This is a genomic window from Bacteroidota bacterium, assembly GCA_018698135.1.
Taxonomy (GTDB): Bacteria; Bacteroidota; Bacteroidia; order CAILMK01; family JAAYUY01; genus JABINZ01.
Window position 1 is genome coordinate 1 of the sequence record JABINZ010000040.1, and the last position, 15246, is coordinate 15246.

Genomic DNA, 15246 nt, shown 5'->3' on the forward strand with positions numbered 1-15246 from the left:
ACTCTTCTCATAGGATCGACCTGAAAGGAGAGTCTTTACGAAAAGATATTTTGAAGAATTTTGAATGATTTTTTTTAACATTGTATGTTCTTATAGAGTGGCACCATTAGACCGAAATGAGTGGCACGGTTACTCCGAAATACCCAACTGATAAACAGATATAATATGTTAATCCAAAAATTCTTCATGCCTACTACTAATAAACCTGGTAAAAGGAATAATATCATTATTAACACTTGCTTCTTCAAGAGCAGCCATGTATTCATTTCTTAATTCTACAGGAATAATACTCCAGGGTAATCCTCCTGACGCTATCATTGCATTCATTAAGAATCTAGCAATTCGACCATTTCCATCATAATATGGGTGAATATATACGAAAATGAAATGCCCTAATACAACTCTAACACTTTCTTCTGCCTCATTTTCAAGTAATTCAAAAAAAACAGGCATAGCATCTCTGACTGCTTCATGATTTAAAGGAGTATGCATTGAACCATTAATATAGACCGGTCCATTTCTGTAACCAGCTAAATCAGAAGCTTTTAATATACCAGCACTAACACTTGGAGCAAAAAGTTCTCTATACCATTTTCCATGATCCTTATCAACAACTTGACCAGGATTCTCACCTTCAAGAATCGTTTTTATACTCTCCTTAACTGCTTGGAAAGCTTGGTGATATCCACGAGCCGCCATAGCGTTCTTTTGCTCCTTATCTTTTTCATTTTCATTAGGATTCCAATTTCCACTTCGAACTCTTTCAATAAGATTGGGAGTTACTTTATATCCTTCTATTGAAAGTGAATGATAGGCATCTTTTGAATAACTATCCTCTACATGTTTTAAATAATCGCTTGTATCTGAGATTACTCTCTCTGTTTTTACAAAATTATTAAGAACAGGCTGACGCATTTGCATCCACATTATTCTAATCCTACTGGCATATGGAGATAATTCTCTAGAACTAAAACTAATCTTCAACTTTTCCTCAAATGGATCCAATTCACGAACATCATATCCGACAGATTTCATTGTATCATAGATATCATTAGCTATTTTATCATTACCAATATTTCTAAAAGCTCCTACTAATCTACCAGCTATCACGCTATGACCACCATCTAATAATATCTCAAGCAATTGAGATGCATTTTTGATCATTGATAAGCACGTACGTGCATCAGTAGTATGTTTCTCAAAAAAATCTGCCCCACATGCAACAAGCCCACTCTCCAAGGAATACAAATTAAGCCCTTCAGAATTAACAAATTCATTCTTTGAAAGGATTTTAGACCTTAAATCAAATATTGATGTATTAAACATCAATTGAGTAGCCTTATTTCTTGCTTTTGGAGATCGAACTAATAATTGAACTGGAACGGATTTGTTGCCACCATGTAATTTAAGTGACTGATCTGGAGATAAGCACCACTCCTTTCCAAACCTTGAGTTAAGATAGACCTTTGCAAAATCCCAGAATGAAGAGTACCATGATGTTGTATCCCCTTGTAAATATTCAGGATTTGATGCAATATACCATCCTTTTATTATCTCTTGAAGAAAACCGTTGGACAATAATCTATCTCTATGAGTTCTAGATATTTCATCTGACTTTACAATTGAGTTCCCATTTTGGCTTATCAATGATTGTAGAACTTCAAGCGATTGAGCCAATTTTTCTGATGGTGTGGCCATTATCCTAATTTTTTTATGAAATAATTATTCATCTTGCATTATGTGAAATAAATTCAATTTAGCTTTCCTTACTGTTCCAGTTTAAGCCTCTCTTGTTGTGCCAAATCCAGCTTTTCCTGTTGTGCCTTTTCTAGCTTATCTTGTTGTGCCAAATCCAGCTTTTTCTGCCGTACCTGTTCTAGCTTATTCTGCAAATATACAGAAAATTAGTATTATACAAATTAGAAAGACAAAACTACCCAGGGCAAATGCATATCAAGGAAAGTTCGCAGAAATTTAATTCTCCAAAAAAGATAAGAATTATCCAAAAACACAATAATTATCTCTTTATTGAATTTAAAAAAATGAAATCCATATAACAAGAAGGCGTGTGTAAAACACTCTTATTCTGTAACTTACAAACTCACCCCCTTTTAATCAAAAGAATCTCAACTTATGGAATTCAATTATCCAAAAACTGAAATAATTATCCAAAAGTAAGAATATGGATACACAAATTTGATAACTAAAAGCAACCAAATGAAACACAAGAACAGCTATTTGCCAATACAAAAAATGCTAGTTAGCTGATTATCTATACACTTACAGCACTTGGGCAACAAAAGGGCAACAAGGAAAACGGGCTTTAATACAAACAAAAGAAACATAATGACAAGTAATTTCTTAAGGACTGAATGGTGGATACTATGTTTTCATCTAAACTAATAGAGCTGGTAGATTGGTTGAGGCTGGCTTAAATTAGCTGTCCAACCACCTTTTAAAAGCAGCAGCTTTATCTTTTCCAATTACAATATCTTCTGAATGCGATGGGTGAGTTTCGAGTTTCAGCTTTCCATTGAAATAGGAATGAACTCGTTTAATGGATTCGAAATTAATAATAATCTGACGATTCACTTTAAAAAACACCTCTGGATTTATTTGTTCCTTTAAGTTTTCTAGCGAAAAATTAATAGGATATTCTCTTTTTTCGAAAGTAACAGCAAATGTAATTCCCTGCATGCTGTAAAATAGTGCAATTTCTTCAATTGGTAAATGAAAAAATGATTCGTTAGATTGTATTAGAAAGCGTTTACGATATTCCGATTTTTCATTTTTGATGAGTGAGGCAAGTTCCGAAAAATCAATATTGGAATTCTTCTCTTGAATAAATTGTTTATTGTATTGCATATGCTTTTCAAATGCAGCTTGCAATTCATCCTTTTCAATGGGTTTTAACAGATAATCCAAACTGTTAACTTTGAATGCTTGCATGGCATATTCATCATAGGCTGTGGTAAATATGATCATGCTTTCAATTTTTACCTGCTTAAATATTTCAAAACTTAGTCCGTCAGACAATTGAATATCTAATAAAACTATCTCTGGGTGTGGATTTTTTTGAAACCATTCAACAGCTGATTTAATGCCATTCAAGCAATCAACTACCTCAGTTTCAAAATTAATTTCCTCCAAGGTTTCTTTCAACAAACGTTGAGCTGGAATTTCATCTTCAATGATTAATACTTTCAGAACCATCTTATTCATCAATTAGTGGAATCGTTACAACAAAATTATCTTTGTTTTCTTCATAGGTAAATCCATCTTTTTTAAGCAATTCAAATCGCTTGCTAAGGTTTGACAAGCCGGTGTGTGTTGAATCTGCACCTTCAGCTATTTGTAGGTTATTACTTACAATTAATTTTTTATCACTGTTGCCTACAATAGAAATTTTCAACACATTTTCTTTGTTAGCTACATTGTGCTTAATGGCATTCTCAATTAATATTTGCAGCGTTAATGGAGGGATTTGCATTTGTACTATTTCTTCCGAAATATTTGTCGAATACTCCAGGGCATCTCCAATTCTGACTTTATGCAAAAAGATAAAGGATTCAATAAATTCAAGTTCTTTATTTAAGGCAATTAAATCATGATTTTTACTTTGTAAAACATAGCGGTAAACTTTCGATAGTTTACGTGTAAATTCAACCGCAGTATTGGGATTATGTTTTATTTCAGAGATAAGCACATTCAAACTATTAAACAAGAAATGAGGATTTACCTGATTTTGTAAAACCTGATAATCAGCTTTAAGTTTTTCTTGTTTATAATACTCCGCATCCAATGAAGAGATTTGCCATTGCTTGAAAAAGCTTATGGTCATGGATATCCCGATAAATCCCAAAAGAAAAACAACGGAACCAATAAAAATAATGACAGATGCAGGTGGGTATGCTAATGACTTTCCATTGATGAAATACCAAGTAATAAAAGGAAATCCTATGGTGATAAACGCCCAAAGAATAATAAAAGTGAATTGGATAATAATCCTCTTATGGGGGGAATAAAACCATGGGAGCTTTTTATTCAAGTAGCGGTCAAAAAACAAGCTACCTTCACTATTTAAATTGAAGAAAAACAGGTATGCAATAAAAAAAAATTGTTTGGGAATATGTGAGTTGTATTCAATATCATCAGGCATAGCAAATCCCACTAGTTTCATTACTAGAATGGCGTAAAGTGATACGAGTATTATACGAGTCAATATTTTAAAAACAACTTTTGTCATTTCAATTTAACCCTGCTTTGTTTTTGCATTCTGTAAAGTTAATATTTAAGCTATTATCTCTACGAATTATGTTTCGTCCACTCTACAGTTTTACTAAAAAAACCAACAGATATTTCAATATTCAGTTTATTCTCTTTTTTGGTAAATTCAGCATCGTACCATTCTTTTTGCTTTGGTGAATATACTTTCCCTTCCCATTTGCCTTTAGTTTGTTTTAAATCTTTAACCATCAGTCTTCCTATTTTTACTTTAGGATTATCAGAAGAGATAATTCTTCCACTATAAATGTCGTTTTGTTGTTCTATTTTCACAATGGTATTTTGCCCGCCTACCATCCACGCTCCTGCTAAATCTGACTGAGCAAAACTATTTATGGTAAATAAGTTGATAGTTAGCATTATAAATATGTTTCTTAGATTCTTCATATTAATCTGTTTTGAATTGTTTTTATTCTTTTATCATCACTTTGTACAACACTGGAATTACCAACAGTACAAGGACTGCTGATAGCGATAGTCCTCCTATTATCGTCCAACCCAATGGCCCCCAGAACATTCCACCCTGTAAGGTTAAGGGTAGCAGACCACCAATAGTGGTAAACGATGTGATTACGATAGGTATAAAACGAGTTTGTCCAGCTTCCATTAAGGCCTCGTAAATGCTTTTTCCTTCCTTACGGGCATTGTTGGTAAAATCAATAAGAATAATAGCGTTATTAATGGCTATGCCAATAAGCGCAATAGCTCCTATAAACCCAGTAAATGAAAAGTCATAGCCAGTTATTAATAAAGCGTAAAATGAACCGGTAAGTGCCAAAGGTATAGCAGTAAATATAATGAAGGGCTGACGGAACGAACGGAATTGCAGAACCAAAATAGCCAAAATAATTAGTGCCGCAATACCTGCTGCAGCACCCAGTCCTCCAAAGGTTTCATTTTGTTTTGTGGTTTCACCTTTAAGTTTATAATCAACGTCTAAAGGCAAGTCGTACTTAGCCAATTCAGCGTCAAAAAGTTTGGTTACTTCACCTGTATTATAGCCGCTTGCCACATCGCCTCCTACGGTAGCACTTCGTTGCATATTGTAATGCGTAATCAAACTCGGACTTGTTGCAAACTCGATACGTGCTAGCTGACTTAATGGAATTTGTTCTCCACTCATCGACTTTAAAAAGATTTTATCAAAGTCTTCAATTTTTGCCTTATTATCAATTGGAAGACTAAGAATCATGTCGTATTCATCTCCTTCGCTGGTTCTGAATTGAGAAATGGTCAATCCGTTTAATGCCGTACGAATTGTTTTGTCAATGGTAGAAACCGGAACACCCATCAAAGAGGCTTTGTCTTTATTGATATTCACATGCAAATCGGTGCGCATGCCTTCAAGCTCATTGTTCACATTAATAACGCCTTCTTGATTTTGCAAAATGGTTCTAATATCCTCCGATACTTTTACTAAGTTTTCTACATTGTCACCCATCAATACAACCTCAACGGGGTATTGAATGGGCTGTCCCTGCTGAAACTCTTTCACCTTAATATCAGCAGCAATATATTGATCAAATGTATTGCGTAAACTTTGAACCAAAGCATTAAACTCTTCAGCTTCGTATTCGTTCAGAACCACATAATATTCAGTAAAATTCTTAGCATTTTCTTTAGGGAAAGTATTAAAGTAAACTTTTGGATTTCCATTCCCGATATTTCCTGCATATTGCTTGACAGACGAAGTTGTATCTAAAACACTCTCAATAAAAGCAGCTGCTTTTTTAGTTTCTTCCAGGCTTTTCCCTTTAGGTAAGGTTGCCTGAACCATAAACATTGGTTTTTCGGCTTTAGGGAAGAAACTTGAACCTACAAAAAGTTTCAACACAACCAAGGATGAAGCAAACACTAACACTGCAATAATTATCACTGTACGTGTATGTGTCAATGAATAATGCAATGCTTTTTTGTAAGGCCCCTGAATAAATCCTTTTAATACCTTTTGCAATTTCTTTTCTTTTGGCTTACCGTCTTTTTCAGGTTTTACAAACTTCGACATGAGCAATGGGGATACAGTAAGGGCTAGAATTACTGAAACCGATAAGGTTGCAATTACTGTAACCGGTAAGCTTTTAATATAATCCCCGGCAGCATCGGGCATCATGGCAATTGGAATAAAAGCAGCCAGGGTAGTTAAAGTTGATGTGATGATGGGATAGGCTACCTGCTTGGTTCCCTCAATAGCAGCTTTTTTACTGCTATATCCTTTTTGTAATAAGCGTTCGGCATTCTCTATTACCACAATTGAATTATCCACCAATAATCCTAATGCAATTACCAATGCAGCTATTGATACGTTTTGCAGGCCAAATCCGGCCATATCAACAAAACCAAGTCCAATTAAAATGGAAGATGGAATAGCCACCATTATAATAATGCTCGATTTAAATCCAATGGCAAACATAATTACCAACCCTACCAGCATGATACCCTGCAGCAGATTCATTAAAAACCCATTAACACTAGAGCTTACGCTAACCGACTGGTCATGTACATAATTTAGTTCCATACCGGCAGGAAGGTCCTCTTTAAATTCATCGATAACAATGTGTGCATTTTCAGCTATTTCCAGCACATTGGTTCCCATCTTTTGCTCGGCAGTAATAAATATGCTTCGCTTACCATTAAAGTTAGCCTGGTATTTATTGTACTCGTAGTCCAGATTAACATCGGCTACATCCTTCAGGTACACCAGTTGACCCTGAGCGGAACCTACCACGGTATTCTTAATTTCATCCAGCGAGTTATATGAACCGCTTGTTTTTACATTGAAGCTGTTTTCGCCCATAATCACTTCGCCACCCGGAATGTTCTGGTTATTAGCATTAATGGCATTAGAGATATTATCGATATTAATGCCCATGTTCACCATTTTATCGGAATTGATTTCAATCTTTACTTGCTTATCTGGCGCAGCTATAATATCCACCACCATAATGCCTTCCACCTGTTCCAGTTTTTGTTCCAGAATTTCAGCAGTGTTTTTCATTTTGATGTATTCAACCGTTTCAGAGCTTAATGCTAACTGAAGAATTTTTGTATCTGTTGTTGTTTTCTTACGGTAATTGATTTCACGAATACCATCTGGTAAGTCCGTTTTAACCGCATTCACTTGTTGTACCACATCATCGTACTTATCATCAAAATCGTATTTGCCATAATTGAAGGTTACATTTACAAGCGCAAAACCATCCGCGGCAATAGATTTTATATCCTGGATGTCTTCAAGCTCATTAACTTTTTCTTCAATCTTGTTGATAACCAGTTCTTCCATATCGCTAGGATTTGCTCCCGGATAAACGACAGTAACTATAGCCCCAGGCTGTCCTGCAGGTGGATCTTCGGTACGTGGCATGGAGTTGAAGGCACGTAAGCCCCATAAGAGCAATACCGCAAATATGATAATTACGAACTGGAAGTTATTTATGGCAAATTTTGGTAATTTATTCATCGCTTTACTCTTATAAATTGGTTATCTTAATGTTATCTCCTGTCAAACGGTGATTGCCGCTTGATACTACTTTATCTCCTACTGAAAGTCCCTCTGAGATAATCAACTTATCTTCAAGAAGCCTTTCAATCTTTACGGCTCTTTTTTTCGCAAGACCATCTTCCACTATGTAAACTTGTCCTTTTCTTTTCTCTGAGAAAACTAAAGCTTCAACCGGGATTTCCATCCAATTATGTGTGTGAGAAGACTGAAGCCATGCACTCCCAATAAAACCAGGGCGTAAGTGACTGTTACTATCATTAACCTGTATTTTCACCTCATATGTACCAGTTGTTGGGTTTGCCATACCTGCTATTTCAAGTACCTGACCACTGAATACCGTTTCTGGATAAGGATCGAACTGTAAGCTTGCCTTATCACCTACCCCAATTTTCACTACATTGGCGTCAGAAACATTGGTCGTAAGTACTTTGCCTTGATTTTCTGCACCAAAAATAATAATGGGATTTCCGGGGCTACACAATTCGTTTTCCTGAACCAGAATTTTTTGGACAATGCCATTGGCAGGAGCCACCACTTGTGCATGTTTTGAATTGAAAACAGCTGTCTTTACATTCATTTCAGCATTTTGCAACTGTGTTTCCATGTTCTGTAGCTGTTCTAAAGTAACTACACTGTCAGCGTATAAGGCAGTTGCTCTATCGAAATCTCTTTTTGCCTTAGCGTAGGCTAGTTCTGCTTGCTCTGTTTTTGATTCTATTTCATCCATTTTTATGGTTGCCAACAACATTCCATTTTTGACGTACTGCCCTTCCTTTACTTCAATTGACTTAACTATGCCGCCAGTCTTAAAGGACAATTTATATTCATGGTGATAGCTTATTCTGCCTGTGACCCTATGCTGATCTGAATATTCTATCTCTTTTACTTCAGTGGTTGTTACTACAAGATTGTCCTTATCTGTATTTGTATCCTCCTCTCCTTTATTTGTTGAACAACTAAACATTAGAGCAAAAGGTAGAATTAGTAAACTGTTTCTAAAAATATTTTTGATCATGATACTTCTGTTTTAAAATTGATAACTGGATGTTAAACGTTCAAGTTTTATTTGCTCAAGCTGATAGCTGTATTGAGCCAATATTAGCTTGTTTTCAGCATTAAGTTTATTGTTAAGTGAATTTGAATATTCCAAGTAATTAACTATCCCTTGTTGGTATTTCTTTTCAACAAATGAATAAGATTTCTGATAGTTTTCTAGTTCCTGCTTTGCCAACTCAATACCTTCTTTGGCAGCCTGCAATGAATAATAGGTATTGATTACTTCCAATTGAACCTGATTTTCAGCTTCAAGTTTTCGGCTTTCTAAAATTTGGCGATCTATCTGCGCCTGCTGTATTTTAGATTTTCGTTGTCCGGATGTAAATAAGTTCCACTTCATAGACAAACCTGCCACTGCCATATCTGTCTCATCGTTAAAAGAGTAATCTGTTCCTTGAAAGCCATACTGACCAAATAGTGTAACATTAGGCAAGGCAGCTCCTTTTTCGAGTTTAATGTTGTTTTCCTGTATTTCAACATATTTATCGAATTGAGTAAATTCCTCACGATTAGAAAGAGAAGCATTTAATACATCCTCCAAATTATCATTGGAGCTTACAGATACGGCTAATTGTACGGTTTCTATTTCAGCATCAAAATCTCTGTTTAACAGGAAATTAAACCAGGAAGAAGCCATAATCCTGTTTTTATTTGCCGCAGCAAGGTCAAGTTCAATTTGTTTGACCTGTGCCTTCGCGGTATATACTTCGTCAATGGTAATTTTATCGTTGGCAAAAAGAATTTCTCTGTTTTTAAGATTCTGGTTTACAACACTCAATGTATTGATATAAAGTTTATGTGCTTGTTCTGCCTGTAAATATTTAACATAGGCTTCTTTTACTTCTTTAACGAGTTCTCGTTTATAAATATCCACACTTATACCTTCCACTTCGGCCAATCCCTTTTTAATTTTATGGTTTTGGATAATAGCGGCATTAAAAACAGGCATAGTTGCAACTAATTTTGTTTCTTGCTCTGGACTTCGAACAAAAGACATTTCCATATTCTCAATCTCAGGATATTTTGGAGCAGAAGGATTTAACACTTGGTTAATCTGATTCAGATTATTGTAAACAGGATTCATCATATCTCCAAAAGGAATCTCTACCATTCGGCCTCCTTCAGCAATAGTGTAGCTTGCATTAAATGAAATAGTTGGCAGAAACAATCGTTTTGCCTCATTTATAACTTCCAAACTTTTTTTGTAAGAATATTCTTTTTGCTGAAGAGCAAGATTGTTAGATAAAGCACTATCGATATACATATTGATGATACTATCCTGTGCATTAACTGTAAAACCATAAGGTACCAGTAAGAGGATGATTAAAATTCTATTCATTGCAATAATTTGTTTTAAAATTCAATGCAATGTTACATAGCTCAGTGAGCCTAGATAAATATGAATTTATGAAGTCGAATCTGTTCTGATAGAGTCGAAAATTGCACTATGAAATAATCGTTGAATGAAACTAACCCTGGTGGGAAGGATTCGAACCCTTAATAATTCCTTTATAATCTCACATATCTCAAAGCGAATTTTTATAAGTTAAAGGAATATAACTTTGAGCAGACTTGTCAGGAAACATCAACTCCTTTGCAACTTTTAAACATCCCTGCCCGATAAAGAATGTTAGAATACCGTTCAAAAACAATTTATACTTCTAAGAACCTTATTGGATGTCATTTTCGGAAAATGACAGAACACTTTATCATATTCAGCAATTATACTTTAGTAAAGTATGATCTCATTTTTTGATGCAAATAACAGCCAAATGCAACACCAGAACAGCTATTTGCCAATACAAAACCTACCAAAAATATTCCCCAAAATCTCATCATTTGTGATCTCTCCAGTGATCTCTCCCATTAGTTGAATTATTTTTCGAATATCGATGGTGATGAAATCTTTGGTTAACTGATTGTCAATGCCCTGATTTACTTCCTCTATTGATCGTAAGATTTCACTAAGAATTGTATAATGACGAGTATTTGTAACAATAGACAAATCGCCCTGGTATTTCTCAATATCAAGTGTTTTAAGAAGATTAACTTTTAAAGCAGATATATTTTGCTGGAACTTAGATGATATAAAAACTAGGTTATCGAAGGCTTCAGAAAAATCCTTTTTGATTATACTTTCAACACCGTCCTTGTCAATTTTATTGGCAATCAGCAGGTGAGGAACATGCAATTCGAGTTGATTGACATCTCCTTTAACTTCTTCAACAGTCAATTCAGTAATATCGAACAGATAAATAACTAAATCAGCAATTTTAATTTTATTGAGTGTTCTTTGAATACCTTCTTTTTCAATCAAATCCAATGTAGTTGATGTAAGTCCTGCTGTGTCAACAAACCTGAAAAGAATGCCATCAATATTAATAGTGTCTTCAATAAAATCACGGGTAGTACCCGGTATATTGGATGTAATAGCTCTTTCTTCCTGCAAAAGTTCATTCAATAAAGTTGATTTTCCAGCATTAGGCCGGCCTGCAATAACAACCGAAACTCCTTGTTTGATGACATTTCCCAATTTGAAAGAATCAACTAAGGTTTTTACTTCAGCTGTTGTTTCATTCAGAATTTCTTTGAGCTGATCATTACTGGCAAATTCCACATCTTCTTCTCCAAAATCCAATTCTAATTCAAATAATGAAATCAGATTCAATAACTTTTCACGAAGCTCTTTTATCTTATCCGAAAAACCTCCTCGAATTTGATTGACTGCTATTTTATGTGAAGCTTCGTTCTCTGAATCAATCATATCAATAACTGCCTCTGCCTGACTTAAGTCCAGTTTTTTATTCATAAATGCCCGTAAGGTAAACTCTCCTGCCTGGGCAAGCCTTGCTCCTACCTTTTGCAATAAACTCAATACCTCATTCAAAATATACATGGAGCCATGACAGGAAATTTCAATCAAATTTTCCCCTGTGTAGGTTTTGGGTGATTTGTAAACATTGAGCAAAACCTCGTCTAGCACATTTCCATCTAAATCTTTTATAAAACCATAGTGAATAGTATGTGAATCAACTTTTGTCAAATCCTTGCCCGAAAAAACTTTGTTCACAATATCGAAGCAATCATTACCTGAAACGCGGATTATTCCGAGTGCACTTTTGCCCGGTGGTGTTGCAATGGCAACAATTGTATCGTTGTTTAAATGATATAGCATAGAACTGCAAAATTACATGAAATTGAATTTAGCGTATCATAATTATCAAATTGGTATTTTTAATCTTTTAATCGACCAGCCTTGGTTTAATTATTGTTCCATCTTATGGTTAACTTTGAAGACTCTAAACACAAAAAAATGGAATTATTCTCAATCGAAATTAAGCTTAAAAAGTTGAGTAAAATTAGTATAATAAGCTTCCTGATCATTTTTTCTTTGATGAGTTGTAAGCAAAAGGAAAAAGAGGCAACTACTGACGATTTTCAAGACAAAAAAATCACAGACGAATTCAAAGAAATTTCAACTGGAGAAGAATATTCAATTATTGTAATCAGTGATTTAGCCACAAAATATCCTGATTTAAAAACAGCACTCAATAACTTATTTGCTATCAAATTTGATGTTTTACCCCAGAATGAACCTCATTTCAATCCTATAATCATTCATCCTGACTCATTAACAGAAGATCAAAAACTCAACCTCTGCATAATGGCACTGAATGTAAACTCAGCATCTGATAGAATGAATGCCTTTGCAGAAAATGAGTTGCATATAGACAAAAATGTAAATAACGAATCCAGATTTCAGATATCCGAAAACACATGGGCTTATCCTCAAAAAGTCATCTATGCTGAAGCATCTACTATTGAAGAGTTGATTTTACTATTGGAAAAAAAACAAAATGATTTTATTGAGGAATACGATCAATCAGAAAAAATTCGATTAAAAAGAAGGGTATATGCTAAAGGACGAAACAATACAGCCACAACCCGATTGTTAAAAATGCATCAAATTGACATAAGTATTCCCAAGGGTTATGTAAATATTATGGAAAGGGTGCCATCAAAATCTGATACCATTTTACGAAATCTCAAAATTGATGGATTAAGCTGGTTTCGCAACAATACCAAAGCCTACAACATGGATATTCTATTCTATTATACATCCTTGGATCAATTTAAGGATGCTGAAATAGATAAGATTCTCTTGAAAAAAGATCAGATCACATCAAACTTAATTCAAGGACAAAATCAGGGCTCCTATGTGGTCATAGCTTACGACTACAATCCACCCGTTATACGCGATGTAACAATTTCTGGTTATGAAGCTATTGAAATTAGAGGTCTTTGGGAAACCGAAGGTGATTTTATGGGTGGTCCTTTTCTTTATTATGCTATTAAAGACCTTAAAAATAACCGCATGTTATTCATCGATGCCATTGTATATGCCCCGGAAATAAAGAAAAAACCATTCATCAAACGTCTTGAAGTAACACTCCAAACACTGAGGTAAAATTTTCTATGCGCACACTCCTATTTGTTTTCACCCTATTTTTAAGCAGTTTATTATTCGCACAGGATAATAGCACAGAACTATTGGCCATACAATATTATCAAAACAATGACTTTGAAAAGGCCTCTATCCTATTTGAAGAACTGTTTGAAGGTGATCCCGGCTCTGAAATTTTTTATCATTATTACCTCGATTGCCTGATTAACTTAACTGAATTCAATGTGGCGGAAAAGATGATCAAAAAACAAATCAAAAGGTTTCCTAACAAAAATATTTTGGCAGTTGATTTGGGCTATGTATACTCCCTTATGGGAGATGAGCGGAAGAAGAAAAAACAATATGCAGAGGTCGTAGAGAACGTGAATGCTAATCCTACAGCTGTTTCTATGCTGGCTAATGCATTTATTCAAAGAAAGGAATTTGAGTATGCTATTAGCGTTTTTCAGAAAGGAAGAAAGCTTAGTAATGATCCAACCGCATTTGCTTTTTCACTTGCTGAATTATATAAACTTACTGGCAACAAAGAACTTATTGTTGATGAGTATATCAATTTACTTTATAATGATGAGCGCTTAATTCAATCTGTTCAAAACAAATTGCAGGATGAAGTTTTAGATGATGATTTTTACAATCTGACAAAACAACGATTAATTAAAGAGGTTCAAAACAGCAATTACACTCCTGTTTTTGTGAACTTATTGTCATGGCTTTATATCCAGAAAAAAGATTTCCAAGCAGCATTCAGGCAGCAAAAAGCTTTAGATAAACGAAGTGGAAATAACAATGCAGCTCTTGTTTCGCTGGCAGATATTTGTATTTCAAGCAATGCATTCGATATTGCTGAAAGCATTTATCAATATATTATGGAAAAAGGAACAACAACACCATATTATTTTCATTCCAAGTTCGGATTAATTGAAGTGAAATATTTAAAAATAACTTCATTGCCAAATCCTACTGTATCGGCATTAGTAGATATTGAAGCCCATTATACCCGTTATTTGAATACTGATTTTTTCAGGTATATTGATATTTCTGAAAAAGTAATCCTGCGTCTGGCAGAAATTAAAGCTATTTATTTAAACAAAGTTTCTGATGCTATTGAGCTTTTAAATAAATACATCGACTATCCTCGTATTAGCAAAACATCTCAGGCAAAAATGAAACTTTCATTGGCTGACTATTATGTGTTGTCAGGCGATGATTGGGAATCCTCACTATTGTATATGCAGGTGGCAAAAATGTATAAAGATCACCCCTTGGGACACGAAGCAAAGTTCAGAAATGCCAAACTTTCATTTTATCGCGGAGACTTTAATTGGGCAAACGATCAATTGGATGTTTTGAAAGCTTCTACTTCTGAGCTAATTGCAAACGATGCCTTGAGGTTGGCCATGCTCATTCAAGATGTATTAGGGTTTGATTCAAATGTTGTTCCTTTAAAAATGTATGCACGAGCAGATTTTTTCATTTACAAACACCAATACGACAGTGCAAGTAGTGTTCTTGATTCTTTACAAAATCAATATCCAAATCATGTGTTAATTGATGAGGTTTATTTTCTTAAAGGACAAATTGCTGAAAAAATTGGGAATTATAATAGTGCAATTGATTATTATAAAAAAGTGTTTAGCGATTACCCGACTGACTTACTAGCCGATCTATCTTTATATTCAGCAGCCCTAATTTATGAAAACCAACTTGCCGACATTGAGAATGCCATTATTTTATATGAAAGAATTATTTTGGAATATCCTGAAAGCGTATATGTTGTAGACAGCCGAAAAAAATACCGTGCTCATAAGGCTATGACTAAAGAAGATAAGTTTTATCAGGATCCTCCAATAAAACCTTAATGCATTTATAAAGTCATATTGACAGAAAACATGAATAATTTTCTTGCTGTATAGCAATACAACAATGGCACATCATTTGTCAA

The 15246-nt window shown here is 34.5% G+C and carries 10 protein-coding genes; 2 read left to right on the top strand and 8 right to left on the bottom strand.

Annotation, left to right across the window (positions count from 1 at the left end):
- Positions 1-168 precede the first annotated feature (168 nt).
- From HOG71_02680 to mnmE, 8 genes are all read right to left on the bottom strand, one after another.
- A complete protein-coding gene (locus HOG71_02680) occupies positions 169-1698 on the bottom strand; it encodes a Fic family protein (GenBank protein ID MBT5989735.1) in 1530 nt (509 codons plus the stop codon).
- 738 nt (positions 1699-2436) lie between these two features.
- Entirely contained in the window at positions 2437-3213 is a 777-nt protein-coding gene (locus tag HOG71_02685; protein ID MBT5989736.1) for a response regulator transcription factor, read from the bottom strand.
- Between the two features lies 1 nt (position 3214).
- On the bottom strand, positions 3215-4246 hold the full coding sequence (locus HOG71_02690; protein MBT5989737.1) for a histidine kinase: 1032 nt from the start codon (positions 4244-4246) through the stop codon (positions 3215-3217).
- A gap of 59 nt (positions 4247-4305) precedes the next feature.
- Positions 4306-4671 carry a DUF2147 domain-containing protein gene (locus HOG71_02695; GenBank protein MBT5989738.1) on the bottom strand — a complete coding sequence of 122 codons (366 nt, stop codon included), beginning with the start codon at positions 4669-4671 and terminating at the stop codon, positions 4306-4308.
- A gap of 22 nt (positions 4672-4693) precedes the next feature.
- Entirely contained in the window at positions 4694-7741 is a 3048-nt protein-coding gene (locus HOG71_02700; GenBank protein MBT5989739.1) for an efflux RND transporter permease subunit, read from the bottom strand.
- 10 nt (positions 7742-7751) lie between these two features.
- Positions 7752-8798 (bottom strand): efflux RND transporter periplasmic adaptor subunit, encoded by a 1047-nt coding sequence (locus tag HOG71_02705; GenBank protein ID MBT5989740.1) that lies wholly within the window; start codon positions 8796-8798, stop codon positions 7752-7754.
- 12 nt (positions 8799-8810) lie between these two features.
- Positions 8811-10178, bottom strand: coding sequence for a TolC family protein (locus HOG71_02710; protein MBT5989741.1), 1368 nt, complete (start codon positions 10176-10178; stop codon positions 8811-8813).
- A gap of 450 nt (positions 10179-10628) precedes the next feature.
- Positions 10629-12014, bottom strand: coding sequence for a tRNA uridine-5-carboxymethylaminomethyl(34) synthesis GTPase MnmE (mnmE, locus tag HOG71_02715; GenBank protein MBT5989742.1), 1386 nt, complete (start codon positions 12012-12014; stop codon positions 10629-10631).
- Positions 12015-12152: 138 nt separating this feature from the next.
- On the opposite strand from mnmE, the gene HOG71_02720 reads away from it, so the two are divergent.
- Both HOG71_02720 and HOG71_02725 read left to right on the top strand, forming a co-directional pair.
- Positions 12153-13307 carry a DUF4837 family protein gene (locus HOG71_02720; protein ID MBT5989743.1) on the top strand — a complete coding sequence of 385 codons (1155 nt, stop codon included), beginning with the start codon at positions 12153-12155 and terminating at the stop codon, positions 13305-13307.
- A gap of 8 nt (positions 13308-13315) precedes the next feature.
- Positions 13316-15163, top strand: coding sequence for a tetratricopeptide repeat protein (locus HOG71_02725; protein ID MBT5989744.1), 1848 nt, complete (start codon positions 13316-13318; stop codon positions 15161-15163).
- The last annotated feature ends 83 nt before the right edge of the window (positions 15164-15246 follow it).